The following is a 23038-nucleotide window of genomic DNA, read 5'->3' as shown; positions in this document are numbered from 1 at the left end:
CGCAGATAGGATGGAACCACTATGGCTTCATATGCACCTGGCGGGCCCGGCTCGCAGATCTCTCCCGAAGATCTGCTGACGCTGCTCGCCGTGGCCCGGTTGGGAAAGTTCACGGCCGCCGCACACAGCCTGGGCCTCAACCACACGACGGTGTCGCGACGTATCGCCGCGCTGGAGAAGGCCTACGGCGAGCGAATGCTCGTGGCCTCACCGGACGGCTGGGAACTCAGTGCCGCCGGGCGTCACCTGCTTCCTGTGGCCGAGGACATCGAGTCTGCTCTGGGACGCATCGACGCCCACCCCGGCTCTGCCCTGTCCGGGACGATCCGACTGGCCTGCCCGCAGGCCTTCGCACTCGAATTCGCCGTGCCGGCCCTGGCCCAGCTGCAGCGCAGCCACCCGGGTCTGCAGTTCGAACTCATCACTGCCACCCAACGGGCCCGGCAGTATCGCTCGGGCGTCGATATCGAGGTCGTCGTCGGCAAGCCTGATGCGCCGCGCAGCGTCGGCAAGCACATCCGCGACTACCGGCTCCAGCTCTACGCCTCCCGGGAGTACCTGCGCAGCCACACCATGCCGATGACGCTCGATGACCTCGCCGAACACCGACTCGTCTACTACATCGAGAACTCGCTTCAGGTCGACGACCTCGACGAGGCGGGCAACGCGCTGCCACGAGGCAAGGGATTCTTCCGCTCCACCTCTGTCCATGCCCATGTGCTCGCCACCTCGAACGGCGTCGGGATCGGGATCCTGCCCGACTTCCTCGCCGTGGGCAACAGTCGCCTCGTGCAGGTGCTGCCCGAAGAGTTCTCGAAGCCGGTCTCCTACTGGGCCTCGGTCCGCCACGAATCCCTGCGCAACGCAGGGGTCCGCAGCGTCCTCGAAGTCCTCTGAGTCACGCCGCGGACCAACCTCCATCAACGCTGTGTGCACTGCCGTTGATCCCCGCGGCCGCGTCACTGACCAGGAACAGCGCCAATGCGGCGATGTCATCGGGCTCGGCGAGCTTCGGCACCGCAGAATGACCAAGGAAGACCTGTTCGAGGACCTCGTCCTCGGTGATGCCGTTCGTCTTCGCCTGATCGGCGATCTGGCCCTTGACCATCGGCGTCATCACGTAGCCTGGATTGATCGCGTTGCAGGTCACACCGTGTGGGCCGGCTTCCAGTGCGGTCGTCTTCGTCAATCCCATGAGCCCGTGCTTGGCCGCCACATAGGCTGATTTGTTTGCCGAGGCTCGCAGACCGTGGATCGAGGAGAGGTTGACGACTCGCCCCCATCCCCTCTTGTACATCCCCGGCAGCGCGGCCTTCGTGAGCACGAACGGTGCTTCGAGCATGAGGGTGTTGATGAGTCGCCATTCCTCGAGCGGAAACTCCGTGATCGGGTGGATCCGCTGGATGCCGGCGTTGTTGATGAGGATGTCGACGTCAAGGTCGACTCCATTCAGCGCCGAGGTGTCCGCGAGGTTGACCGTCCAGGCCTGGCCCCCGATGTCGCCGGCGACTGCTTCCGCGGATTCCGCGTTGACGTCGGCGACGATGACGTGGGCTCCTGCTGCGGCCAGTGCCTCGCTCATCGCCTTGCCCAGGCCGGAGGCTCCGCCTGTGACGAGGGCCCGTTTGCTGCTGAGATCGACCATTGCTGTCCCTTCGACGTTTGTTCTCCATGGTGAATGCGGGCGGTGCCGACGACCGTCGACACCGCCCGAATCCGTGCATTGCTCAACTGATCAGCGGTACTGGTGGCCGGATGAGCGTTGTTGCTGACCGGATCAGCGTTTCGCCGCGTGGCGACGATCCTTGTCCGCCTGGTCGAGCGAACGCAGGTCGATGCCCTTGGTCTCCCGCGTGAACAGGAGCGCGACCATCGAAATCGCAGCTGCGATGAGGAGGTAGAACGCGATCGGCACCGAGGAATCGAACTGCTGCAGCAGAGCAGTGGCGATGATCGGTGCGAACGAGCCCGCCACGATCGCCGTGACCTGATAGCCGGTCGAAACACCGGAGTTGCGCATGCGTGTCGGGAACATCTCCGCCATGATGGCCGGCTGACCGGCGTACATCAGAGCGTGGAAGATCAGCCCGATGAGCACGGCGAGGAAGATGACGAAGAAGTTGCCGGTGTCGTACATTGGGAATGCGAAGAAGCCCCACGAGGCGGTGAGCACGATTCCGATGCCGTAGGGCAGCTTGCGCCCGACCTTGTCCGTTGCCGCCCCGACCAACGGCACGATGATCGCGTGGATCGCGTGCGCGGCAAGCAGAGCGCCGAGAATCTCGGCTTGCTCGATGTCAACGACGATTGCCAGATACGTGATCGAGAACGTGACCACGAGATAGTAGTGGATGTTCTCCACGAACCGGAGCCCCATCGCGGCGAAGACCTCACGCGGGTAGCGCTTGAAGACCGCCTTGATGCCGTAGTCGACGCCTTCATCGATCTCTTCGGACTGGACTTCGTCGAAGATCGGAGCGTCGGAGACGCGGGTGCGGATGTAATACCCGATGAGCACGATGACGGCCGAAAGCCAGAACGCGACTCGCCAACCCCAAGTTATGAAGTGCTCTTCGGTCAGTGTTGCCGTGAGCACGAGCAGCACGCCGGTTGCCAGCAGGTTGCCCAGCGGCACACCGGACTGCGGGAAGGACGCCCAGAAGCCGCGTTCCTTGTTCGGGGAGTGCTCGGCGACCAAGAGGACGGCGCCGCCCCATTCGCCGCCGACGGCGAATCCCTGAATCAGGCGCAGCAGCACGAGCAGGACCGGCGCGAAGTACCCGATCTGGTCGAAGGTCGGCAGACATCCCATGAGGAATGTGGCCGCGCCGACGAGGATGATGGACAGCTGCAGCAGCTTCTTGCGCCCGTACTTGTCACCGAAGTGACCGAATATGATGCCACCGAAGGGACGTGCGATGAACCCGACCGCGTAGGTCGCGAAGCCTGCCAGGATCGCGTTCAGCGGGTCGTCTGTCGGCGGGAACAGAATGTGAAAGACCAGTGTGGCCGCGGTTCCGTAGAGGAAGAACTCGTACCACTCGACGACGGTTCCGGCCATCGAAGCGGCGACGACCTTGCGCAGCTGTGCGCGGATCGTCTTCTTCTCGGCATTGTTCGAAGAACTCATGACTCTCCTTGATTTCCACGATCCGCATCACCGTTGAATGCGCGGATCGACTTGCTGTGGCGTCCCAGTCCGGTGGGCGACGAGCCTGCAGCCGCTGCTATGCGGCCTCAGGTCCACGCCATCGGCACGGCTGGTGCGACGCTGCGGATGAATATGATCCTTGCAACAGTCTGGGGCATAACGTGAAGGAATGGGCGCAGAAGAGGCTCGAATGCGGGAATTACTTCTGCACATTCGTGCACACGAGGTGTGCAGTCATCTGCTTCTATGGTCGGCCTTCGAATCACGCTGGGCCATTGTGGCGAGCATGTCGTTGTAGGCCCGAAGCTCAGCATCGTCGGTGCGAGCCTCGCGGCGGTCGACGCGCTTGGCCTCCCGGTCCGATGACTTCGACCATTGGAATGCCACCATGATCGCGATGAACAGGGTGGGGAATTCCCCGACGCCCCATGCGATGCCGCCGCCCAACTGCTGGTCCTCGATCGCCGAATATCCCCAGTCGGCGCCGATGTTGCCGAACCAGTCGCCTTCGATGAGGACTTCGGAGCTCATGATCGAGATGCCGAAGAACGCGTGGAAGGCCATCGTGATGAGCAGCATGAGCAGCCGCAGCGGATACGCGGGACGCTTCACTCCGGGGTCGATGCCGATGAGGGCCTGTGCGAACAGATACCCGGCGCCGAGGAAATGGATGATCATCAGCTCGTGGCCGAGGTGCCATTCGAGCGCATACTTCATCACGCCCGAGTAGTAGAAGATGACCAGGGAACCGGCGAAGTTCACGCTGGCGAAGACCGGGTTCGCGAAGAAGCGCATGTACGGGGTGTGGACGAGCCACAGCACCCATTCGCGGACACCGCGCGAGCCGTCCGTGCGGGCCTTCGTTCCGCGCATGAGCATCGTGATGGGCGCGCCGAGAACCATCGGCAGAGGCACCACCATGATCAGCAGCATGTGTTGGATCATGTGCGCCGAGAACTGGATCTCGCCGTAGACCCGGGCACCGCCGGAGGTGACGTAGACCAGGAAGATCATGCCCAGCAGCCAGCAGATCAGGCGATGGATCGGCCATGTATCGCCTCGGCGGCGGAGGTTGATGAATCCGAGGATGTAGGCCGCGGACAGGCCGACTGCGACAACGACCCACAGTGGGTCGAGTGACCATTCGGTGAAGTACCGCGCAAATGTGGGCGGGGGCGGAAGCGGCTCGCCGGTCAGGATCTCTGCCGGGCTCGGGTTGCCCACGGGCTCCTGTGAGACCGGGGGCTGGGAGCGCGACAGGGCCACAGCCAGACCCATCGTGGCCCCGAAGATGGTGAATTCGACGACGATGAGCCGCCAGAACTCCCGTGTCGCCGAGGCGACTGCTCCCAGACGTCGGATGACGAACTGGCGATGCCAGAACCCGACGAGGCCGAGCAGAATCACCGCGAATGTCTTCGCCACGATCACCTGCCCGTAGGGGCTCATGAGGTCATCGAGGTCGTGGACGCGCAGCAGCGAGTTCACCACACCGGAGTAGGCGACGATCGCGAAGGCGATGAGGGCGAAGGACGAATAGCGTTCGATCGTGGTGCGCAGCTGGTTGGAGCGGGCAAGGTCGGATCCGAGGAGTGCGATGACGAAGAGGCCGCCCAGCCAGATGGTGACGCCCAAGAGGTGCAGACCGATGCTGTTGACGGCCTGAGTGTGCCCGGAGGCTTCGGCGGAGTGGCCCATCAGCGCCAGGGGGATCATCACGCCGACGCCGAGAACTCCTGCCACGGCGATGCCGAGGTAGCTGCGGGTGCCGAAGCACAGGGTGGAGGCGACGGCGATGAGGACGACGATGAGGGTCCAGAGCTGGCCGAAGGCAATCTGGGTCAGGAACACGCCGAGCTGATTGGAGAAGTCGAGGTAGGCCTGGGCACCGACGGTGTCGACGAAGGTGAGGACGAGGACGGCCACGGCGGAGATCGTCCAGGCGACCGATGCCACCTCGGCGATCTTCAGGGTCTTCTCCCAGAGCGCGTTGAGAGGCGCCTCGTCCGAGGTGCCGGACGTCGCGGCCGCCGTGGTCGCCTTCGTCTTCCTGCCCCGCCCCTGAGTGCGCGGCAGGATGAGGAGGGCGAACATCAGAGCGCCCAGTGTCATCGCCATCGAGAGGTTGAAGACGAATTTGGCGGCTGGGAGGCCGAACCGGACGTAGGGTCCGGGGTCGTTCAGCAGTGTTGCCTCGGCCGCGCCGGTGAACAGCATCGCGGCCGTGCCCACTGCGAGTCCGCCGATGACGACGATGGGCACTGCGGCACGCGAGGTGAATCGGGTGAGAGATTCGAAGATTTGAGTGTTCACTGGTGGCAGACCGCCGCTTCATTCATGGCTCAAGGATATCGTCGGAGTCTGAAACAGAGCTAACTGCGAGCCTCGGACGTGGCTGAGATCTCGGCGCAGAGACACGAAATGACCCGGACCACATGGTCCGGGTCATTCCACGCTGATGCGCGAGGCTCAGTTAGGGCTGCCAGCGGCACCTTTCAGCTTCGAACCAGCGGACAGCTTCACGGAGTAGCCGGCCTTGATCTGGATCTCTTCACCGGTCTGCGGGTTACGTCCCTTGCGAGCGGCACGTTCGGTGCGCTCAACAGACAGCCATCCGGGGATGGTGAGCTTTTCGCCCTTGCCGACAACGTCGGAGAAGACGTCGAAGACGCCGTCAAGAACGTCCGAGACCTGCTTCTGGGTCAGTCCGGAATTCTCTGCAACTTCTGCTACGAGCTCACTGCGGTTCTTAGCCATAAAAGTGTCCTCCTTAGGACAAGTCGGTCGGTTACCGGTCCGTTTTTCCGATAACGAACTTCCTCGAGATTACCAGCTTGACTTCGTGATGCCGGGCAACTCGCCGTTGTGCGCCATTTCGCGGAAGCGAACTCGGGAGAGACCGAACTTGCGGAGGTAGCCGCGCGGACGGCCGTCAACCTGGTCACGGTTGCGCACACGCACTGGTGAGGCATCGCGAGGAAGCTTCTGCAGGCCGAGGCGTGCTTCTTCACGCTGCTCGTCGGTGCTGTCGGGATGTGTCAGCTGGCGCTTGAGCGTCGCACGACGCTCCGCGTAGCGCTCTACAATGACGCGACGCTGCTTGTCGCGTGCGATCTTTGACTTCTTAGCCATATGCGCTCAGCGCTCCTCTCGGAAATCGACGTGCTTGCGGACAACTGGATCGTACTTCTTGAGCACAATGCGATCCGGGTTGTTGCGGCGGTTCTTGCGGGTCACGTAGGTGTACCCGGAGCCGGCGGTCGACTTGAGCTTAATGATGGGACGAATGTCCTGTACTTTAGCCATCAGAGCTTCACTCCCTTGGCGATGAGTTCGCCGACGACGGCGTCGATACCGCGCGCATCAATGACCTTGATGCCCTTGGCGGACAGGGTCAGGGTGACACTGCGACGCAGAGACGGAACGAAGTAGCGCTTTTTCTGAATATTCGGGTTGAAACGACGCTTGGTGCGTCGGTTCGAGTGGGACACGTTGTGTCCGAAACCGGGGACTGCCCCGGTTACTTGGCAGGTTGCTGCCATGACTCTCCTCCAGTTCACAAGTTACCGACTCTCGAAACAAGCAGGTCAGCGTGGGATCCACGCCCGCTTGCGCCGATGTCGGAAGACATCAACAAATTTTCGCGATTGCTGCTCGGCCGGACAGTTGCCCGACCGCTGACCAGACTGTCGCCCGGTACGCGGCGTTCGCAATGAAAATTGTGTACGCCAAAACAGGTTTGCCCGTTCGGGCGAGATGTCTCACCAGCGCTGAAGCCGTAGCCTGTGAGAGATGGGCCGAAGCTGGAGTGCAGCGGTGGGTGAGCACCATGTTGGCCTTGCAGATCAATCGGTGATCGAACTGCGAGGACACAACAGATAACAATCTTAGAGAGAAACTTGCCTTCAGAGCAAATTCACTGAATCCCCGTCGCGATGGCCCGCTTACGGTATCGGAGCTGAGGGGCGAAGAGGGCATGGTGCCCGGAATCGCGGGCCGGGCACCGCTTCCACCTCGCACACATCGCGCACGCATGTTCGCGGCCATCCTCCAGCGGACAACGCATCCTGCCCTGGCTCGTGTTGAACACGTGCCGATGACGTGCCAAGGTAAGAAGATGATTGCCACCACTTCTGGCACTCAGGAGGACCGATGAGCGACGTTCCACCGAGGCCGCGAATCCGTCCAGCGACCAGTCACGACTGGCAGAAGGACCAATCGGTTCGTGCCAGCCTGACCCCGTCACAGGGGCAGGGGTCCAACCAGAGTGCTGCAGACTTCGACGACTCGACCTACTACGAGTATCTCGAGAAGCACACCGGTGACGTACCTGTATCGAGAAGTCGCTCGCGCAATGTCTTCGCCCCCGCCAATGCAACCCCGTTCCGGGGTCAGCCTCAGCACTCGCACCCAGAAACCGCGCCCACGGGCCCTCGCAGCCAGACGAACGACAGCTTTTCCCCCTCGACACAGACCGATGACGGCTCCGGCGGACCGGCGTCAGGGCAGATCCCCCTCGCGCCCACACCGGCCCCGAGAAGGGGCAACGGGGCCAAGATCACCGTCGTCATCATCGGCATCGTCATGATTCTCGGGTTGCTGGCCTTCTTCGGAGTCCGTTGGCTGGCGCCGTCGACGGGCACAGTGCCGGTCGACTTCGGCGGCGAGGACGGCGGGTCGGCCTCACCGTCTCCGGGCGAGAGCCTGGTGCAGCCGGGAACAAGCCCTCAGGAGGCGCTGTCGACCTACACGAAGCAAGGCACAGCGAAGGCCGATGAACTCGAAGGGCAGTGGGTGACACAGGTCAGCGCGAAGGACGTCGGTCTTGAGGCTGAGGGCAAGACGTGGACTGCGCAGGACATCGTCGACGAGTTCGAGACCAACCGCGTCAAATACCCGGGGGCAATTCTCATTCACAGCAGCGACTGGGATTCCTACAAGGACGACAACTACTGGGTCACGATCATCGACACGCCCTACAGCGACCCCGAGCCGGCACTTGACCAGTGTCGCTCCTGGGGCCTGGACCGCAACAACTGCATTGCCAAACGTCTGGTCAGAGATGGAAGTCCCACCGACAACAGCGCCTACCTCGACAATTAGGGCTAGAACGGCAACCTGGACGAGTAGGACCGCAACCCCGGCGTCGCTGAGCAGGGCCCGTGCCGCGACAAAATGGACACAGACAAACGCCGAAACAACGGTGGAGCGCCGTAACACCTGTGTGGACCAAGGCTTCTCGGCGCTCCATCGTTGTTTGGAGGATGGAGCGCTCTGCCCGGCACTTGACCAGTGTCGCTCCTGGGGCCTGGACCGCAACAACTGCATTGCCAAACGTCTGGTCAAAGATGGAAGTCCCACCGACAACAGCGCCTACCTCGACAAGTAAGCCTCCGCCTCACAGCCTCCGACTCATGGAGTGAGGACGATTCGACCGCGGACCTCGGCGGCCTCCATTATTCGGTGGGCTCGCGCGGCTTCGGACAGGTCCAGCACCTCGGTGATGGTCGTCGTCAGTGAGTTCGGCGTCCCTGGGGCGAGGAAGCGTTCAAGACCCTTCGCTGCGCGGGCCAGCTGCTCTGAGCTCGCGCGAGACATGACGAAGCCGATGAGCGACACGTCATTCGTATAGAGACGTCCCAGGGGCAGCTGTGTGGTGGCTTCGGCAGCAGCGGTGATCAGGATCCGGGCACCGGGTGCGGTCACCTCGGCGAGGAAGTCTCCATCATGGTGTCCCGAGGTGTCCCAGACCAGGTCGACCCCCTCCGGGGCAGCTGTCGCACAGGCGGCTGGAAGGCCGGGGTCACGGTAGTCAAGGACCACCTCGGCGCCGGCGGCTCTGAGCGCATCGAAGTCACGCGGATGGCTGCTGGCGATGATCCGGGCCCCTGCACTCGCGGCCAATTGAATCGCGGCAGTGCCAACGTTGCCTGCGCCCCCACCGACGAAGACTGTGTCTGAAGGGATGAGCCGACCGTGGTCGAACCAGCCCAACCATGCTGTCGTGGCGGGGTGGGCCAGCGCGACGAGCCGATGCGCGTGGCTGCCGGTCGCATCCGTTCCGGGCGGGGCCGGGTAGAGTCGGTCGGCCGGCACGACGGCAAAGTCGGAGTACGATCCCTGCCGCCCGTCGTAGCCCAGACTGCTGCACCACACGGTCTCACCAGGGCGGAGAGACGCTCCCACGGGTGCGCTGACGACGGTGCCCACCAGGTCCCGGCCCAGGACGAAGGGCAGCGGGGCAGTGGTGGGGAACCGTCCGGAACGCACAAAGGTGTCCACGGGATTGAGGCTGGTCGCGCTCACCTCGACGAGGTAGTCGGTGGGTCCCGGAACAGGTTCCGGAAGGTCACCGTAGAGAATCTCGTCGACCTCGCCGAGGTGCTTGACGTACGCGGCTTTCATGCCTGGTCCTGCTGACTGAGCCGATTCAGGCCAGCAGCAGTGTCGGATCCTCGAGTCCGCGACCGACATCGGCGAGGAACTTCGAGATGATCTCACCGTCGACGACACGATGGTCGGCACTCACCGACAGGGTCGTGATGTCACGCGGGACGATCTCGTCACCGACGACCCATGGCTTCTTCCGGATCTGGCCGAAGGCCAGGATCGCGGCTTCGCCCGGGTTGATGATCGGAGTGCCCGCATCGACGCCGAAGACGCCGACGTTCGTGATGGTGATCGTCCCGCCCGACTGATCGGCCGGAGGGGTCTTGCCCGAACGAGCCAGGGCAGTCAGATCCTGAATGCCCTGAGCCAGGTCGGTCAGGCCCATCGCATGTGCACCCTTGATGTTCGGCACGATCAGGCCACGCGGGGTGGCCGCGGCGACGCCGAGGTTGAGGTACTTCTTGACGACGATCTCTTCGCCTTCGAGGCACGAGTTGATCCGCGGGTTGCGGGCAACGGCCCAGGCCACAGCCCTGGCCACGAGCAGCAGGGGCGAGACCTTGATGTCCTCGCCCAGGAACTTCGTGGACTTGAGCTTGCGCACGAAGGCCATCGTCTCGGTCACGTCGACGTCGAGGAACTCGGTGACGTGGGGCATCGTGAACGCGGATTCGACCATGGCCTTGGCCATCATCTTCGCCACGCCCTTGAACGGAATCCGCTCCTCGAGTTCCCCCGTGGAACCGGTTCCCGTCGCGGGGGTCGGCGTTCCGGCCCGCGCGTCTGCCCCTGCGCCGGCGGCTGCCGCGCCGGTGCCGCTGGCGGCGGCCTTGACGTCGTCACGGGTGACGTCGCCACGCGTACCGGTTGGAACGACCGCGGCCAGGTCGATGCCGAGGTCCTTCGCGAGCTTGCGCACGGGAGGCTTGGCCAGCGGTTTGCCCGCCGAGGCGGTCGCCGGTGCCGCGGCATCAGCGGAGTCGGCCGGTGCCGACGCTGGAGGCGCTGCGGCGGCCGCTGGAGGCGCTGCCGGAGCTTCCCGTGCCACAGGCGCCGCGCCCGAGCTGGCAGGCGCCGGAACACCGGCTCCCTTGCGGGGACGGCGCTTCGACGAGGTTGCTTTGGCGCCGTAACCGACCAGTGTGGCGCCGCCATCGGCGTCGCCCCCGATCTCGGTCGAAGCCTGCGCGTCTCCTGCCTCAGGCGCCGAGGCTCCAGCGGTCTCGGAGCTGCCGGCGGAATCACCGCCGCCGAAGCGGATGATCGGAGTTCCGACCTCGACGGTCTGGCCCTCATCGACCAGCAGAGCGTCGACGAGTCCGGCCTGCGGGCTCGGGAGCTCGACCAGGGATTTGGCCGTTTCGATCTCGACGAGGATCTGGTTGACGGTGATGGTGTCGCCCGCGGCGACCTTCCATGACACGATATCGGCCTCGGTCAGACCCTCACCGACGTCAGGAAGAGGAAATTCGAAAGACATATCAGCTCTCCTTGAGTCAGTAGGCCAGTGCCCGGTCGACACCGTCGAAGATGCGATCCAGGTCGGGCATGTAGTGCTCTTCCATCCGCGAGGCGGGGTAGGGCGTGTGATAGCCGCCGACTCTGATGACAGGAGCCTCGAGGTTGAAGAAGCAGCGCTCGGACAGGCGTGCCGCGATCTCGGAGCCCAGCCCCAGGAACGTCGGCGCCTCATGGGTGACCACCAGGCGGCCGGTCTTCTTCACGGACTTCTCGATGGTCTCGAAGTCGATCGGGCTGAGGCTGCGCAGGTCGATGAGTTCGACGCTCTTGCCCTCCTCGGCCGCGGCCGTGACGACGTCCTTGGCTATCGGCATCAGTGGGCCATAGGACACCAGTGTGACATCGGTGCCATCGGAGACCACCTGGGCGTCGTGCATTCCCAGGCTTCCCCGCTCGGAGGTGTCGACGTCGCCGCGCAGCCAGTAACGGCGCTTGGGTTCGAAGAACATCACCGGGTCGTCGCTCTTGATCGCTTCCTGCATCATCCAGTAAGCATCATGGGCGTTCGACGGTGAGACAAGGCGCAGCCCGGCGTGATGGGCGAAGACGGTCTCCGGGCTCTCCGAGTGGTGCTCGGGTGAGCCGATGCCGCCGCCGTAGGGCACGCGGATGACGATCGGAACGCGCTCCTTGCCCAGCGTGCGGTTGTAGAGCTTGGCCAGCTGGGTCACGATCTGGTCATAGGCGGGGAAGATGAAGGCGTCGAACTGGATCTCGATGACCGGGCGGTAGCCGCGGATGGCCATTCCGATCGAGGTTCCGACCATGCCGGATTCGGCCAGCGGGGAATCGATGACCCGCTGCGGACCGAAGTCCTTCTGCAGGCCTTCGGTGACGCGGAAGACGCCGCCGAGTTTCCCGATGTCCTCACCGATGAGGACGACCTTCGGGTCGTCCTCCATGGCTTTGCGCATTCCGGCCGTGATGGCCTTTGACAGGGGAAGTTTCTCCATCAGGCCTCACCTGCATCGGCGAATGAGGCCTGGTATGCGAGGAATTCCGCACGTTCCTCATCGACGAGTGGGTGAGGTTCGGAGGTGACATGGGCGAACATCTCGACGGGGTCGGGATCTTCCATGGTCATGCAGTTGTGGCGGATGCGTGCGGCGAGGGTATCGGCCTCGGCGTCCACCTCGGCGAAGAATTCCTCACCGGTATCGGTGTGGTTGTCGAGGTAGGCCCGAAGCCGCTTGAGCGGATCGCGGTCCTCCCAGATCTCCTCTTCGGCGGCATCGCGGTACTTCGTCGGGTCATCGGCCGTGGTGTGGGCACCGCGACGGTAGGTGAAGGCTTCGATGAGCATCGGGCCGTTGCCAGCGCGGACCGAGTCCAGGCTGGCCCGGGCCACGGCGTACATCGCGATGATGTCGTTGCCGTCGACGCGGAGGCCGGGAACGCCGAATCCTTCGCCGCGCTTGCACAGTGGTGCCGCGGACTGGACGTGGGTGGGTTCGGAGATGGCCCACTGGTTGTTCTGGCAGAAGAACAGCACGGGTGCGTGGAATGCTCCGGCGAAGGTCAGCGCCTCGGAGACATCGCCCTGTGAGGTGGCTCCGTCGCCGAAGCAGGCGATGGCCGCGGTGTCGCGTTCGATGTCACCGGTGCCGACGTCGCCGTCCATGGATACGCCCATGGCGTAGCCGGTGGCGTGCAGGGTCTGCGATCCGATGACGATGGTGTACGTGTGGAACCGGTGTTCCTGGGGGTCCCAGCCGCCGTGGTCCTGGCCGCGGAACATGCCGAGGAGGGTTTCGGGTTCGACGCCGCGTGTGTAGGCGAGGCCGTGTTCGCGGTAGGTGGGGAAGACGAAGTCCTGGGGGCGGGCTGCCCGTCCCATTCCGATCTGGGCTGCTTCCTGACCGAACATCGGCGCCCACAGGCCGAGCTGTCCTTGGCGCTGCAGGGCCGCGCCCTCAGCATCGATGCGACGCACCAGGACCATGTCCCGGTAGAAGCCGCGCAGATCCTCATCGGTGAGTTCTGCCGCGAAGGCGTCATATTCACCGGATTCGACGCGATTGCCGTCTTCGGTGAGCATCTGGATCATCCGAGGTTCCGCTGACTGACTGTGGGCAGCCCCGGTTCCCACTGAAATGTTGGAGGTCATTCCAGTTCTCCTTTGTTCAAGGTCCAATCGCACCGGAGGTGACCAGTGGTGGACGGTGTCCTTCGAGCGGGGCCTCTGGTGTGAGATCTCGCCCTCGAGTGATGTGATTCACAGGTGTTACCACGATACCGAATCCACCGACTGCATGCCACTTCGGAAGCGTGCGTCGAGCGCCAATTGTTATGGTCGGGTTCAGCCTAGGAGGCGAAGAACGCGCGTGTGGTTCACGGCCAAAGGCGTCCATGCCGAATTGTCGATGGTCGCCGAGTTGGTCCAACGTCCGACAAATGCACGTCCGAGCAGTTCACAGCTCCACCTCGCCGAGGTTGGGCTCGGGTTTCTCCCGCATGCTTGCCTGGCTCTTGGCCACGGTCATGTCCGTTTGCGTTTTCCCTGGTAGTCCCTCGTTTCCTTGAGATCACCGGTGAAGAATCCCGAGTTCTTCGCGGTGAATCGGTTGAGGCCGGCATGGCCGGCGCCGAGCATCAGCCCGATCGAGGCCGTGTAGGCGGCCGAGGAGTGTGCGGCTCCGGCGGAGGAGAACAGCTCGTCGAGTTGGGCATCTGTTCTGTGCTTCAGGTTCGGGGCCTGGCGCAGCTGATCGGGATCGTAGTCGACGGTGATCGTCGACCAGTGGTCCTTGGCCGGGTTCTCGTTGCCGTCGAGGTCGGGCACCAGATCCTGCTCGTGCTCGATCGAGAGGACGTCGATGCCCTCATCAACCGGGAAGTCTGAGATCGGGGCGCCCACGGTGACGAGCGCGGTGACATTCACATCGGCCAAGAACGCCGGATCGGCGGCCAGCGACCCGGCGGTGATCCCTCCCTGCGAATAGCCGACGAGCATGACCTCGGCATCCGCGCCGATATTCGCCTTCGCGATGGCCTGTCGGACCATCTCCTGCATCACTGTGTCGTTGCCGGCCATGGCCTGCACGTTCGTCGTCATATCGGTGGTGTTCTCACCCGGTTCGGGCGACCAGTCGGTCGTCGCGGGAACGTAGACGATGTAGCGGGTGGTGCCGTCAGCGGCCGTGATCTCCTCGATCCTCACCTGCCCGGAGTCGGCGCCGCGGTGGACGTCGGCCTCCCTTTTGTAGAGGTCCCCGATGTCACGCGGCGGCTCGTCATGGGCCTCAGTGATGCCCTCGGCCTTCCAGACCTCCACGTCGGAGGGCAGAAGCAGCCCGAACATGTTTGCGCCACCCAGGATCCATGCCGTCATCGATGACGAGTCATGTGGCCACAGCGCATGGTCACCGTCGGCGGCGAGCGCAGTCGGCGGCAGTCCCATAAAGCCGACGACGATTCCCGGCAGCACGTGTTCGATGATGGCCCCGGAGGCATCGGAGTTCTCGAACACGAGGGCGACGAAGGCTTCTTTGGCCGCGGCCTTCGACTGGGCCAGGTCGACGCCGAAGTGCTTGGCCACGGCATCATCGAGGCCTGTGGCGTCGAGGAACGTCTGTCCCAGGTAGATCGGGACCCCGACCGCGATGCCGATCGGAATGAGCACGGGCAGGGTGATGGCGATGACGCGACCGGTGACGTATCCGAAGTAGTCGAGGAGTCCGCCGAAGGTATCGCTGATGCCCTTCTCCGCCTGCCTGTAGGCGATTGCCGCAGCCCTGACGGCGAGGACGGTGGCTTCGAGCTCGGTGAGCACGCGCGCCGACTGGTGGAGGTAGACGACCCTGGCGGCATCGAGGTTGATCGCCGTCAGCGGAGCCGGGACCTGAGTCAGGAGTGTCGCCAGATCGAAGTCGGCACGCGATCCTTCGGCGGCCAGGTCACCGATGCATGCAACAATGCGCTGAAGTTCGTCACCGCTGGCATCTGCGCGGTCGTCGATCTTCAGCTGCGGACCGCCGGCGGTTCGGGTCGCGATCATGATCGGTGCCCGGTTGTCGACGATCGCTGCGCTTCCGGAGGTCGCGGGGGCGTCGGAGGCTGCTGCGCCTCCGTTGTCCGAAGCCGAGTCAGGATCGTCGCAAGCAGAATCCGCACCGCATTGCTCTCGAGGTTCTGTTCGGATCCCACGGTGATCGTCTCGCCGTCGCGCTCCAGTGTCGGTCGGGCCCAGGTTCCGTCCACTCTGTGCAGGAACTCCATTCCGGCGACTTTGGCCTCGTTCAGGTAGGTCACGGTAAGCACGCAGTCCTTTTCGACCAGGGCGCACAGCTCCTCGGTGACCTGCGCGAGGTCGTGAGGCCGGAGGCGCCTGAGGAGTTCGAAGCCTGCGAACTCGGCCAAGCCCTCACCGCGCAGCACCAAGATGGCCAGACAGATGTCTTCGCACAGGGACACCTCGAGGTGGGCGATCTCGTCCCCGGAGCTGATGACGATGGTGATCCGAGAGCGGGTGAGATTGAGCTCGGCGGCGAAACCGGTCAGCCAGGCCGTGAGCACATCGAACCCGCGCCGGGAGTCCCTGCTCGAGGGCTCCCCCAGCATCAGCGTTTCCGTGATTCCCTTCCCGGCGCCTGGGCCGTCGTCCGATGCCGCCTCCCCCGCCGAGGCGGTCCCAGCAGCATCCCCCACCGAGGCAGTCCCAGTTCCTTCCCCCACCGAGGCGGCCCGGACAGCGTCCGCCCGGGGCATCAGTTCGTGTGGCCACAGCGTTCTCAGCCGTTCGGGAAGCCTCATGATTCGTGCGATGTCGACGGCGAACCAGCTGCTCCCCGGCCCGGCTTTCCTGGTGTCGGTCATATCTGGATCCGGCCTCCCACCGAAACGACCTGCAGATGCAGGTCGTAGGCTTCGGCGAGCTTGTCGGCCCTCTCCGCGAGGGTGATGATCGAATCTGCACACGTCAGGAGCCGATCGCCGAGCATCCGACCTGCCGGGGAGTCCCATGCCTCGACCTGCCGACAACTCTGCGCCAGGCTGCGCAGTTCGTCTGCTCGCCCCCTCCACCCGTCCCGGTTGAGTGCCAGCTCATCGGTGATCACTGTCATCCTCCTGTTCAAGTTCGCCCCGGGTCCGGTTCAGTTTTCACCGTACGAATCGGCACCTGTCACCAAAAGCGCCCGCGATCGCCCTGTGGAAACACCGTGGCGCTCCACAGGGTCTCCACGTCATAGTCACGGCGGCCTCCACAGCCGCGAGACCACGAGTCCCAGCTCCCGCCGCAGTTCCGGTTTCGACCGCCTGCCGGTCGGTTCCGCGTCCGTGCCCGGCTCATGAGAAAATGGGAGCATGCCGACCGTTTCGCTTGCTGACATCTCGCCCGCCATTGCTCTCGGACCACTCGATGGTCGTTACCGCAAAGACACCGCTGACCTCGTCGATCACCTCTCCGAGGCGGCCCTGAACCGCAACCGGATCACGGTGGAGGTCGAGTGGTTCATCCACCTGGCCCAGAACTCTGTGATCGACGGCGTGCGTCGTCTCACCGATGACGAGATCAGCGGCCTGCGCACCTTCGCCGAGAACTTCGATGCCGATACGATCGCCACACTCGCAGCCCACGAAGCGGTGACGGTTCACGACGTCAAGGCTGTTGAGTACACAATCAAAGAAGCACTAGTCGAGCTCGGCGCCGGCGATCTCAGTGAACTCGTCCACTTCTGCTGCACCTCCGAGGACATCAACAATCTGTCCTGGGCACTGGGCATCAAGGGCGCCACCGTCGATGTGTGGCTGCCCCGCGCGAAAGCACTCATCGACTCATTGGCCGACACCGCCTCGGCGCTGGCAGAGGTCCCGATGCTCTCCCACACCCACGGCCAGCCAGCGACGCCGACGACCATGGGCAAGGAGCTCGCCGTGTTCGTCCACCGCCTGCGTCGTCAGTTCGAACGCATCGAGGCAAGCGAATTCCTCGGCAAGATCAACGGTGCGACCGGCACGTACTCGGCCCACCTGGCCGCCGTGCCCGGCGCCGACTGGCCGAAGCTGGCCAGGACCTTCGTCGAGGGCAGCCTGGGTCTGACGTTCAATCCCCTGACCACTCAGATCGAATCCCACGACTGGGATGCCGAGCTCTTCGCAGACATCGCACGGTTCAACCGCATCGCCCACAATCTGGCGACGGACATGTGGACCTACATCTCGATGAGCTACTTCAAGCAGATCCCCGTCGCCGGCTCGACCGGGTCCTCGACCATGCCGCACAAGGTCAATCCGATCCGCTTCGAAAACGCCGAGGCCAACCTCGAGCTCTCGTGCGCACTGCTCGACTCGCTCGCCTCAACCCTGGTGACCTCACGGATGCAGCGCGACCTCACGGACTCGACCTCGCAGCGCAACATCGGCGTCGCGTACGGTCACTCGGTGCTCGCACTGAACAACCTGGTCAAGGGTCTGGAACGTCTCGCAATCAACGAAGAGGCCCTGACCGCCGACCTCGACTCCAACTGGGAGGTCCTGGGCGAGGCGATCCAGTCGGTCATGCGCGCCGCCGGACTGCAGGGTGTGCCCGGCATGGACAACCCCTACGAAACACTCAAAGAGCTCACGCGCGGCAAGCGCATCGATCAGGCCGACCTGCAGAACTTCGTCGCCGGACTCGGACTGCCCGAGGCCGAGACCCAGCTGCTCAAGACCCTGACTCCTGCCACTTACATCGGCGTCGCCGCCCAGTTGGCCGAATCAGAGGTCGCCGACTGGAAGGCTCGCACACAGGGCTGATCGCGGCGCACGGAACCCACTGTTACCGAACAGTAGATAATTCACTGAAACGCTACTAACCTTGTGCTCATGACGAGCACCATGATGAGTTCCGTGCGCATTCCGATTACCGAAGGCACCCACAGGGCTGCCAACGCTTCCAGGCGCTGGACGGCAGGCGAATCCGAGGCGCAGAGTCACGTTGTCGGCACTGTGCTGATGCCTCAGGATACCCCGACCGGGTTCCTCACGATCCATCCCGCCACGGCGACGCCGGCCCGCTTCTACACGAGGTTCGCCGAATACGCCGTCGGTCGTGGGCTGGCTGTGCTCACCTACGATGTGCGGGGTGTTGCCGCATCGGGTCCAGCACGCGAGCACACACAGCTGCGGATGCGCGATTGGATGCAGCAGGACGCGAATGCCGTCTCGGCCTGGGCCGCGAACGAATTCCCCGAACTGCCGAAGGTCGCTCTCGGGCACAGCCTCGGCGGTCATACCCTGCTCTTGGGCAATGCCGCCGAGGACCTGCACGGAATCGTCACCGTAGGCACGTCACGAGCGGCGTTGCGCGACATCAACCCCCTGTCCGAACGATTCCGGGTCGGTCTCATCCTCCGAGCGCTCGGTCCCCTGATCAGTCCGCTCGTCGGCTACGCACCCGGCAAACGTCTCGGCCTCGGCGAGGACATCCCGACCGCGGCCATGCTCGAGTGGGGCCGGTGGGTGCGCATGTCGGAGTACTTCTTCGACGATCCCAGCCTGGGAGCCACCGCTCGAATGGCCCGCTTGCGCACGCCCGTGCTCGCGGTCGGGGCCAGCGACGACAACTGGGCCTCACCGGCGCAGATCGACGCACTCGTCGACCATGTCCGCCTCGCCGAGATCGAACGCCGCACCTTCACACCTGAAGAACTCGAGGTCGGCCGCATCGGCCATCACGGCCTGCTGCGACGCGCGGTCGCCGAGAGCGCCTGGCCGGAGATCGTCTCCTGGATGCTGAACCGACTCCCCCAGAACTGAGCTCACACCAGGACCGCCGCACCGGCGCGGGCCGATCACCCCAGCATCAGGCCCGTCAGGCCGGGACAAGGTCCTTGTCGCGATCGACCTCGGCCAGGGGCCTGCCGGCCATATTGCGGGCGAGGAACAGGGTCGGGATGCCGGCCACCACGACGATGACAGTCGCATAGATCGCCGGCGCCAGGGTGAGACCGGTCGAGCTCATCAGAGCGGTCGCAATCAGCGGCGAGAGTCCGCCGAAGAGGACCGTGGCCACGTTGTAGCCGATCGCCATTCCGGAGAAGCGGCTGGTGCCGGTGAACTGTTCGGGAACCATGGCCGCTGCCACGGAACTCCAGCCGGCGGCCGGTACGGCGAGGAACGCGACGCCCAAGACCGCGACTCCGGTGTTCCCACCCGCCAGCAGTGCGTATGCGGGAATGGTGGTGAGGATGAAGACGGCCATGAGCAGGGCCAGAGTCTTCTTCCGCCCGAACCGGTCCGAGGCGATGCCGAAGCACGGTGTGATGACGATCGCGACGACGGCTGCGATGGTGCCCAGTGCCAGAGAGCCGGAGTTCTTCACGTCCGAGACCTCTTCGATGTAGGTCGGCACGTAGGTGATGTTGAGGAAATAACTGACCGAACCGATCGACGAGATGAGGAACGCGACGAGGATCGCGCGGGGCTGCTGGATGAAGGCGATGAGCAGCGGGGAACGACGATGCTTGACTGCCGGTTTCTTCTTCTCCGCCTGCTGCAGGCGCTTGAACGTGTCGGTCTCCTCCATCATTCGACGCAGCGGGATCATCAGGGCGGCGAGCAGGGCACCGAGGACGAACAGCACCCGCCATCCCCAGGAGCTCATCGCTTCAGCAGACAGCGTGGCAGCCAGAAATGCACCGGAGCCGACCGCGAGCAGGGCCCCGACCTCACTGTTGGCAGCGGCCCAGCTGGCCGCGAGCCCACGCCGCTTGCTGCCGGCCGATTCCATCAGGAAGACCATGATGCCCGTGTACTCGGCACCGACGGAGAATCCGGACAGACACCGGAAGAAGACCATGCCGACACCCGCCCAGATGCCGATCACCTCGTAGGTGGGCATGATCGCGATGCCGAGCATCGCGACGGCCATGAGCACGGCCGAGACGACCAGCGCAGATTTGCGGCCCACCCTGTCGCCGAGGTGGCCGAAGACCATGGCGCCCAACGGCCGGAACAGGAATCCGGCGGCACCGACGCCCAGAGTGAGCAGCAGGGAATCGGTTCGATCGCCGAAGAATTCAGTGGTCAGAATGGTCGCGACGTAGAAGAAGATCGAGAAGTCATACCATTCGACGACGGTGCCGAAGGCTGCGACCAGCATGGACCGCCGCCGCCCCTTCTCACGCTCAGGGCTGGTGGTTGCTGCCAGGTCCGACTGGGCCTGCGGTTCGAAATCTGACATCGACGAATCCATTTCTTGGGAAATGCTGCGGCCGTTGTTCCCGAACGCATCAACCTGAACTGCATCAGCCTGGGCGGAACCACCGCCGGGGTCGAACGTCGCGAACCTTCAACCCACCCTACTGCGGGTGGGAGCCGATTCCCAGGTCAGACAGGATTTCGCTGCCGTGGGCTCACTTTCGGCCCGTCCTGGAGTCCAGACCGAACAGAGAGTCGGTGAATCGGTTCCCGAACATCGCCTGCGGGTCCAGTTTCTCCCGCAGCGCACAGAAGTCGTCGAAGCGCGGGTAGAGCTCACACAGATCGTCGGCGGCCAGGGTGTGCATCTTGCCCCAGTGTGGCCTGCCCCCATGGCGCCGGCAGATCTGTTCGACGACGCGGAAGTATTCGGCGAATTCATCCTTCACGAACCGGTGCACTGCGATGTACATCGTCTCCCGTCCGTGGGCCGTCGACAGCGGAACATCGTCGGCGGCGGCCGATCTAACCTCGATCGGGAATGAGATCGTCCACCCTCTCGACTCGATGGCGCTGCGGATCTCACGGACCACCTCGGCGCCGGATTCGATGGGAACCGCGTACTCCATCTCGTTGAACCGCACCCGGCGAGGTGTCACGAAGACGTCGTATCCTGGAGCCCGATACGTTCTGTCCGAGACCGCGGACTGGGCGATCCGATTGATGCGCGGGACCAGACTGGGCACTGCGGAGCCGAGCTCGACTGCGAGCCGCAGGGCGCCGTTCTCCACGACTTCCTTGTCGAGCAGGGTGAGGAAACGGTTGCGCACCCCAGCCTCGGCGAGGTGACCTGGGCCGATCTCTCCGAGGCCGACCCTGGTGTTCGTCTTCGTCAGTGCGGTGTCGGTGTGCGGGAACCAGTAGAACTCGAAATGATCGGCCGCTCGCATCCTCAGGCAGAGGTCGGCCAGCAGTTCGTCGACATCCGCCACGACCTCCTCGGCGATGAGGTCGAAGGCCGGCACGCACTGCAGCTCGATCTCCGTGACGATGCCCAGCACGCCGAGGCTGACGCGGGCCAGGTCGAAGACCTCGGGATCACTGGTCGCCGACAGTCTGCGCACGGCCCCGTCGGGTCCCATGAGCGAGAGTCCGGTGACGGTTCCGGCGAATCCGGTGAAGCCGAGCCCGGTCCCGTGGGTGCTCGTCGAGATCGCCCCGGCGAGTGCCTGCGGGTTGACGTCGCCCTGATTGGCCAAGGCGAGCTCGAAGGGTGCGAGCAGGTCCGGGATGTCACGCAGCCGGGTGCCCGCGTGGAAGCGCACCCGCCCACTCGCCTCATCGACGGTGATGATGCCGCTGAGGTGATCGAGGTTGATCATCACCTCTTCACCTGCGGCGATGGGGGTGAATGAGTGGCCGGCGCCCACGGCACGGACCCGTTGACCGGCGTTGGCCGCCGATCGCAGAACCTCGCCCAGCTCCCCCGCCGAGGTGGGCCGAACGAAGGTGTGCGGGTGCGCGTGGACATGGCCGGACCAGTTGAGGAACAGTCGACGTGGTGCCGGCATTGCGGTTCGGTTCACAGCACCCATCCTTCCGTCCCGGTTCACAGCACCCATCCTTGACCGCGGTAGGTCGACCAGGAGTCGATGATCTCCGAGCCAGAGACGACGAGGAATTCGTTGAAGTGCTCGGCGAGCTCACCGGCTTTCGCATGCCGGAACCAGACCAGGTCGCCGATGCGCAGGTTCTCACTGCCTGGGCCGGTGAGCGGAGTCTGGACCTCACCGGCGCCTTCGAGGCCGGAGTATTCGAGCCCGGGCGGCCAGGCGATCGTCGGGACTCGGTCGGCTCCAGGCACGCCCGAGGCGATGAATCCGCCCTTGAACACGGTGACCCAGCCGGGCCCGGGCCGGCGCACCACCGGGGTGACGAAGTAGGCGGCGGGCTCGTGACGGAACTTCGTGTAGCCGTCGAAGAGCCCCGGGGAGAAGAGCCCGGAGCCGGCGGCCAGTTCCGTCAGTGTGCCTTCGACGGCGCTGGACTCGAAGGACCCTGTGCCGCCGCCGTTGACGAATTCAAGCTCGGTGAGGTCACGCACCTCGGTGACGATGTGCCTGCGGCGGACCTTCAGCTCCGCGATCGAGCGCTTCTGCATGGCGCGCACCACCGTCTGCTTGGCCGAGGTGCCGGCATCGGCGGTGCCGGCGATCTGGCCTTCATAGGACATCAGCCCGACGAGATCGACGCCGGGACGGGCGATGACTTGCTCGGCGAGTTCAACGGCCGCGGCAGGGTCCCGGACCGGCGAGCGCCTGGCCCCGATGTGGACCCTGCTGCCCAGGACCTCTTCGCCCAGACGATATGAGGCATCGATGTCGAGGCACACGCGCACCCCCGGCCCGGCACCATCTGCTGCTCTGACCCTGTTGGTCGCCTCCGTGCCGCCTGTGGATGCCACGGCGCTGCGGGCACTGTCGATGATGTCGAGGTGGGTGGGGCAGTCGATCATCAGGGTGATGTTCTCCGACGCACCCGCCTCGGCGAACAGCAGTTTCAGGCTGAGCCGGTCGACTGTGGGATAGCCGACGAGGATGTCGCGGACACCGCGGGCGTGCAGTGCCAGTGCTTCGGGCAGGGAGAAGGCGAGGACTCCGGAGTAACCGGGGTGGGCCAGCGCCCGGTCGATCGCGGCGGGGGTGCGCAGCGACTTCGAGGCGACCCTGATCGGCAGCCCCTGCGCACGCTTCGCCAATGTTGTGAGGTTCGCGTCGAACGCGTCAAGGTCGAGCACCGCCTGGGGTGCCTCGATCTCATGCACCGCGTGACGCAGTTCACGTGAAACCATAG

The 23038-nt window shown here is 64.4% G+C and carries 21 protein-coding genes; 4 read left to right on the top strand and 17 right to left on the bottom strand.

The window, feature by feature from the left end; all coding sequences use genetic code 11:
- The first annotated feature begins 21 nt into the window (after positions 1-21).
- Positions 22-897, top strand: coding sequence for a LysR family transcriptional regulator (locus BLT92_RS10990; protein WP_092105616.1), 876 nt, complete (start codon positions 22-24; stop codon positions 895-897).
- Position 898: 1 nt separating this feature from the next.
- On the opposite strand, the gene BLT92_RS10985 is transcribed toward BLT92_RS10990, so the two are convergent.
- The 7 genes from BLT92_RS10985 to rpmB all read right to left on the bottom strand — a co-directional run bounded on the left by BLT92_RS10985 (position 899) and on the right by rpmB (position 6693).
- The gene (locus tag BLT92_RS10985) at positions 899-1645 is read right to left on the bottom strand and encodes a 3-hydroxybutyrate dehydrogenase (protein WP_092105613.1); all 747 of its coding nucleotides are present in this window, start codon (positions 1643-1645) and stop codon (positions 899-901) included.
- Between the two features lie 132 nt (positions 1646-1777).
- Entirely contained in the window at positions 1778-3130 is a 1353-nt protein-coding gene (locus BLT92_RS10980; protein ID WP_092105611.1) for an MFS transporter, read from the bottom strand.
- 255 nt (positions 3131-3385) lie between these two features.
- The gene (locus BLT92_RS10975; RefSeq protein WP_092105609.1) at positions 3386-5464 is read right to left on the bottom strand and encodes a bifunctional copper resistance protein CopD/cytochrome c oxidase assembly protein; all 2079 of its coding nucleotides are present in this window, start codon (positions 5462-5464) and stop codon (positions 3386-3388) included.
- A 156-nt stretch (positions 5465-5620) separates the two neighbouring features.
- The gene (locus BLT92_RS10970; protein ID WP_092105607.1) at positions 5621-5908 is read right to left on the bottom strand and encodes an HU family DNA-binding protein; all 288 of its coding nucleotides are present in this window, start codon (positions 5906-5908) and stop codon (positions 5621-5623) included.
- Positions 5909-5977: 69 nt separating this feature from the next.
- Positions 5978-6283: a 30S ribosomal protein S14 gene (gene rpsN, locus BLT92_RS10965; RefSeq protein WP_009882241.1), complete on the bottom strand. Its 306-nt coding sequence runs from the start codon at positions 6281-6283 to the stop codon at positions 5978-5980.
- A 6-nt stretch (positions 6284-6289) separates the two neighbouring features.
- Entirely contained in the window at positions 6290-6457 is a 168-nt protein-coding gene (gene rpmG, locus BLT92_RS10960) for a 50S ribosomal protein L33 (RefSeq protein ID WP_092105606.1), read from the bottom strand.
- Positions 6457-6693 carry a 50S ribosomal protein L28 gene (gene rpmB / locus BLT92_RS10955; protein WP_092105604.1) on the bottom strand — a complete coding sequence of 79 codons (237 nt, stop codon included), beginning with the start codon at positions 6691-6693 and terminating at the stop codon, positions 6457-6459. Before rpmB ends, rpmG begins: the two co-directional genes overlap by 1 nt.
- A 610-nt stretch (positions 6694-7303) precedes the next feature.
- On the opposite strand from rpmB, the gene BLT92_RS10950 reads away from it, so the two are divergent.
- The gene (locus BLT92_RS10950; RefSeq protein ID WP_092105602.1) at positions 7304-8254 is read left to right on the top strand and encodes a protein kinase; all 951 of its coding nucleotides are present in this window, start codon (positions 7304-7306) and stop codon (positions 8252-8254) included.
- 309 nt (positions 8255-8563) lie between these two features.
- Here BLT92_RS10950 and BLT92_RS10945 read toward each other — a convergent pair whose 3' ends face one another.
- The 7 genes from BLT92_RS10945 to BLT92_RS10915 form a co-directional block, all read right to left on the bottom strand.
- Positions 8564-9556: an NADPH:quinone reductase gene (locus BLT92_RS10945; protein WP_092105600.1), complete on the bottom strand. Its 993-nt coding sequence runs from the start codon at positions 9554-9556 to the stop codon at positions 8564-8566.
- A 25-nt stretch (positions 9557-9581) separates the two neighbouring features.
- Positions 9582-11021: a dihydrolipoamide acetyltransferase family protein gene (locus BLT92_RS10940; protein WP_092105598.1), complete on the bottom strand. Its 1440-nt coding sequence runs from the start codon at positions 11019-11021 to the stop codon at positions 9582-9584.
- A 16-nt stretch (positions 11022-11037) separates the two neighbouring features.
- On the bottom strand, positions 11038-12015 hold the full coding sequence (locus tag BLT92_RS10935) for an alpha-ketoacid dehydrogenase subunit beta (protein ID WP_092105596.1): 978 nt from the start codon (positions 12013-12015) through the stop codon (positions 11038-11040).
- A complete protein-coding gene (gene pdhA, locus BLT92_RS10930; RefSeq protein WP_092105595.1) occupies positions 12015-13169 on the bottom strand; it encodes a pyruvate dehydrogenase (acetyl-transferring) E1 component subunit alpha in 1155 nt (384 codons plus the stop codon). The genes BLT92_RS10935 and pdhA overlap by 1 nt, the downstream gene beginning before the upstream one ends.
- 372 nt (positions 13170-13541) lie before the next feature.
- Entirely contained in the window at positions 13542-15059 is a 1518-nt protein-coding gene (locus BLT92_RS10925; protein ID WP_092105593.1) for a hypothetical protein, read from the bottom strand.
- Positions 15056-15877 (bottom strand): hypothetical protein, encoded by an 822-nt coding sequence (locus tag BLT92_RS10920; RefSeq protein ID WP_092105591.1) that lies wholly within the window; start codon positions 15875-15877, stop codon positions 15056-15058. Before BLT92_RS10920 ends, BLT92_RS10925 begins: the two co-directional genes overlap by 4 nt.
- Positions 15874-16125: a hypothetical protein gene (locus BLT92_RS10915; protein WP_231938768.1), complete on the bottom strand. Its 252-nt coding sequence runs from the start codon at positions 16123-16125 to the stop codon at positions 15874-15876. Before BLT92_RS10915 ends, BLT92_RS10920 begins: the two co-directional genes overlap by 4 nt.
- A 241-nt stretch (positions 16126-16366) precedes the next feature.
- Between BLT92_RS10915 and purB the strand changes: the two genes are divergently transcribed.
- Both purB and BLT92_RS10905 read left to right on the top strand, forming a co-directional pair.
- Positions 16367-17800, top strand: coding sequence for an adenylosuccinate lyase (gene purB, locus BLT92_RS10910; RefSeq protein ID WP_092105589.1), 1434 nt, complete (start codon positions 16367-16369; stop codon positions 17798-17800).
- Between the two features lie 69 nt (positions 17801-17869).
- The gene (locus tag BLT92_RS10905) at positions 17870-18802 is read left to right on the top strand and encodes an alpha/beta hydrolase family protein (protein ID WP_231938766.1); all 933 of its coding nucleotides are present in this window, start codon (positions 17870-17872) and stop codon (positions 18800-18802) included.
- Positions 18803-18857: 55 nt separating this feature from the next.
- On the opposite strand, the gene BLT92_RS10900 is transcribed toward BLT92_RS10905, so the two are convergent.
- The 3 genes from BLT92_RS10900 to BLT92_RS10890 all read right to left on the bottom strand — a co-directional run bounded on the left by BLT92_RS10900 (position 18858) and on the right by BLT92_RS10890 (position 23036).
- The gene (locus tag BLT92_RS10900; protein WP_092105587.1) at positions 18858-20228 is read right to left on the bottom strand and encodes an MFS transporter; all 1371 of its coding nucleotides are present in this window, start codon (positions 20226-20228) and stop codon (positions 18858-18860) included.
- A gap of 172 nt (positions 20229-20400) precedes the next feature.
- Positions 20401-21780 carry a D-arabinono-1,4-lactone oxidase gene (locus tag BLT92_RS10895; RefSeq protein WP_092105585.1) on the bottom strand — a complete coding sequence of 460 codons (1380 nt, stop codon included), beginning with the start codon at positions 21778-21780 and terminating at the stop codon, positions 20401-20403.
- Positions 21781-21794: 14 nt separating this feature from the next.
- Complete coding sequence (locus BLT92_RS10890; RefSeq protein WP_092105583.1) at positions 21795-23036, bottom strand: amino acid deaminase/aldolase; 1242 nt, start codon at positions 23034-23036, stop codon at positions 21795-21797.
- Positions 23037-23038 lie beyond the last annotated feature (2 nt).

Origin of the sequence: Brevibacterium picturae (genome assembly GCF_900105045.1) — a bacterium.
Taxonomy (GTDB): domain Bacteria; phylum Actinomycetota; class Actinomycetes; order Actinomycetales; family Brevibacteriaceae; genus Brevibacterium; species Brevibacterium picturae.
This window is presented reverse-complemented; position numbering and strand designations above follow the sequence as displayed.

Bases quoted from the DNA above. Each gene is read 5' to 3' on its own strand.
- BLT92_RS10990 (WP_092105616.1), top strand. From the start codon at position 22: ATGGCTTCATATGCACCTGGCGGGCCCGGCTCGCAGATCTCTCCCGAA.
- BLT92_RS10985 (WP_092105613.1), bottom strand. From the start codon at position 1,645: ATGGTCGATCTCAGCAGCAAACGGGCCCTCGTCACAGGCGGAGCCTCC.
- BLT92_RS10980 (WP_092105611.1), bottom strand. From the start codon at position 3,130: ATGAGTTCTTCGAACAATGCCGAGAAGAAGACGATCCGCGCACAGCTG.
- BLT92_RS10970 (WP_092105607.1), bottom strand. From the start codon at position 5,908: ATGGCTAAGAACCGCAGTGAGCTCGTAGCAGAAGTTGCAGAGAATTCC.
- rpsN (WP_009882241.1), bottom strand. From the start codon at position 6,283: ATGGCTAAGAAGTCAAAGATCGCACGCGACAAGCAGCGTCGCGTCATT.
- rpmG (WP_092105606.1), bottom strand. From the start codon at position 6,457: ATGGCTAAAGTACAGGACATTCGTCCCATCATTAAGCTCAAGTCGACC.
- rpmB (WP_092105604.1), bottom strand. From the start codon at position 6,693: ATGGCAGCAACCTGCCAAGTAACCGGGGCAGTCCCCGGTTTCGGACAC.
- BLT92_RS10950 (WP_092105602.1), top strand. From the start codon at position 7,304: ATGAGCGACGTTCCACCGAGGCCGCGAATCCGTCCAGCGACCAGTCAC.
- BLT92_RS10945 (WP_092105600.1), bottom strand. From the start codon at position 9,556: ATGAAAGCCGCGTACGTCAAGCACCTCGGCGAGGTCGACGAGATTCTC.
- BLT92_RS10940 (WP_092105598.1), bottom strand. From the start codon at position 11,021: ATGTCTTTCGAATTTCCTCTTCCTGACGTCGGTGAGGGTCTGACCGAG.
- BLT92_RS10935 (WP_092105596.1), bottom strand. From the start codon at position 12,015: ATGGAGAAACTTCCCCTGTCAAAGGCCATCACGGCCGGAATGCGCAAA.
- pdhA (WP_092105595.1), bottom strand. From the start codon at position 13,169: ATGACCTCCAACATTTCAGTGGGAACCGGGGCTGCCCACAGTCAGTCA.
- BLT92_RS10925 (WP_092105593.1), bottom strand. From the start codon at position 15,059: ATGATCGCGACCCGAACCGCCGGCGGTCCGCAGCTGAAGATCGACGAC.
- BLT92_RS10920 (WP_092105591.1), bottom strand. From the start codon at position 15,877: ATGACCGACACCAGGAAAGCCGGGCCGGGGAGCAGCTGGTTCGCCGTC.
- BLT92_RS10915 (WP_231938768.1), bottom strand. From the start codon at position 16,125: ATGACAGTGATCACCGATGAGCTGGCACTCAACCGGGACGGGTGGAGG.
- purB (WP_092105589.1), top strand. From the start codon at position 16,367: ATGCCGACCGTTTCGCTTGCTGACATCTCGCCCGCCATTGCTCTCGGA.
- BLT92_RS10905 (WP_231938766.1), top strand. From the start codon at position 17,870: ATGACGAGCACCATGATGAGTTCCGTGCGCATTCCGATTACCGAAGGC.
- BLT92_RS10900 (WP_092105587.1), bottom strand. From the start codon at position 20,228: ATGTCAGATTTCGAACCGCAGGCCCAGTCGGACCTGGCAGCAACCACC.
- BLT92_RS10895 (WP_092105585.1), bottom strand. From the start codon at position 21,780: ATGGGTGCTGTGAACCGAACCGCAATGCCGGCACCACGTCGACTGTTC.
- BLT92_RS10890 (WP_092105583.1), bottom strand. From the start codon at position 23,036: ATGGTTTCACGTGAACTGCGTCACGCGGTGCATGAGATCGAGGCACCC.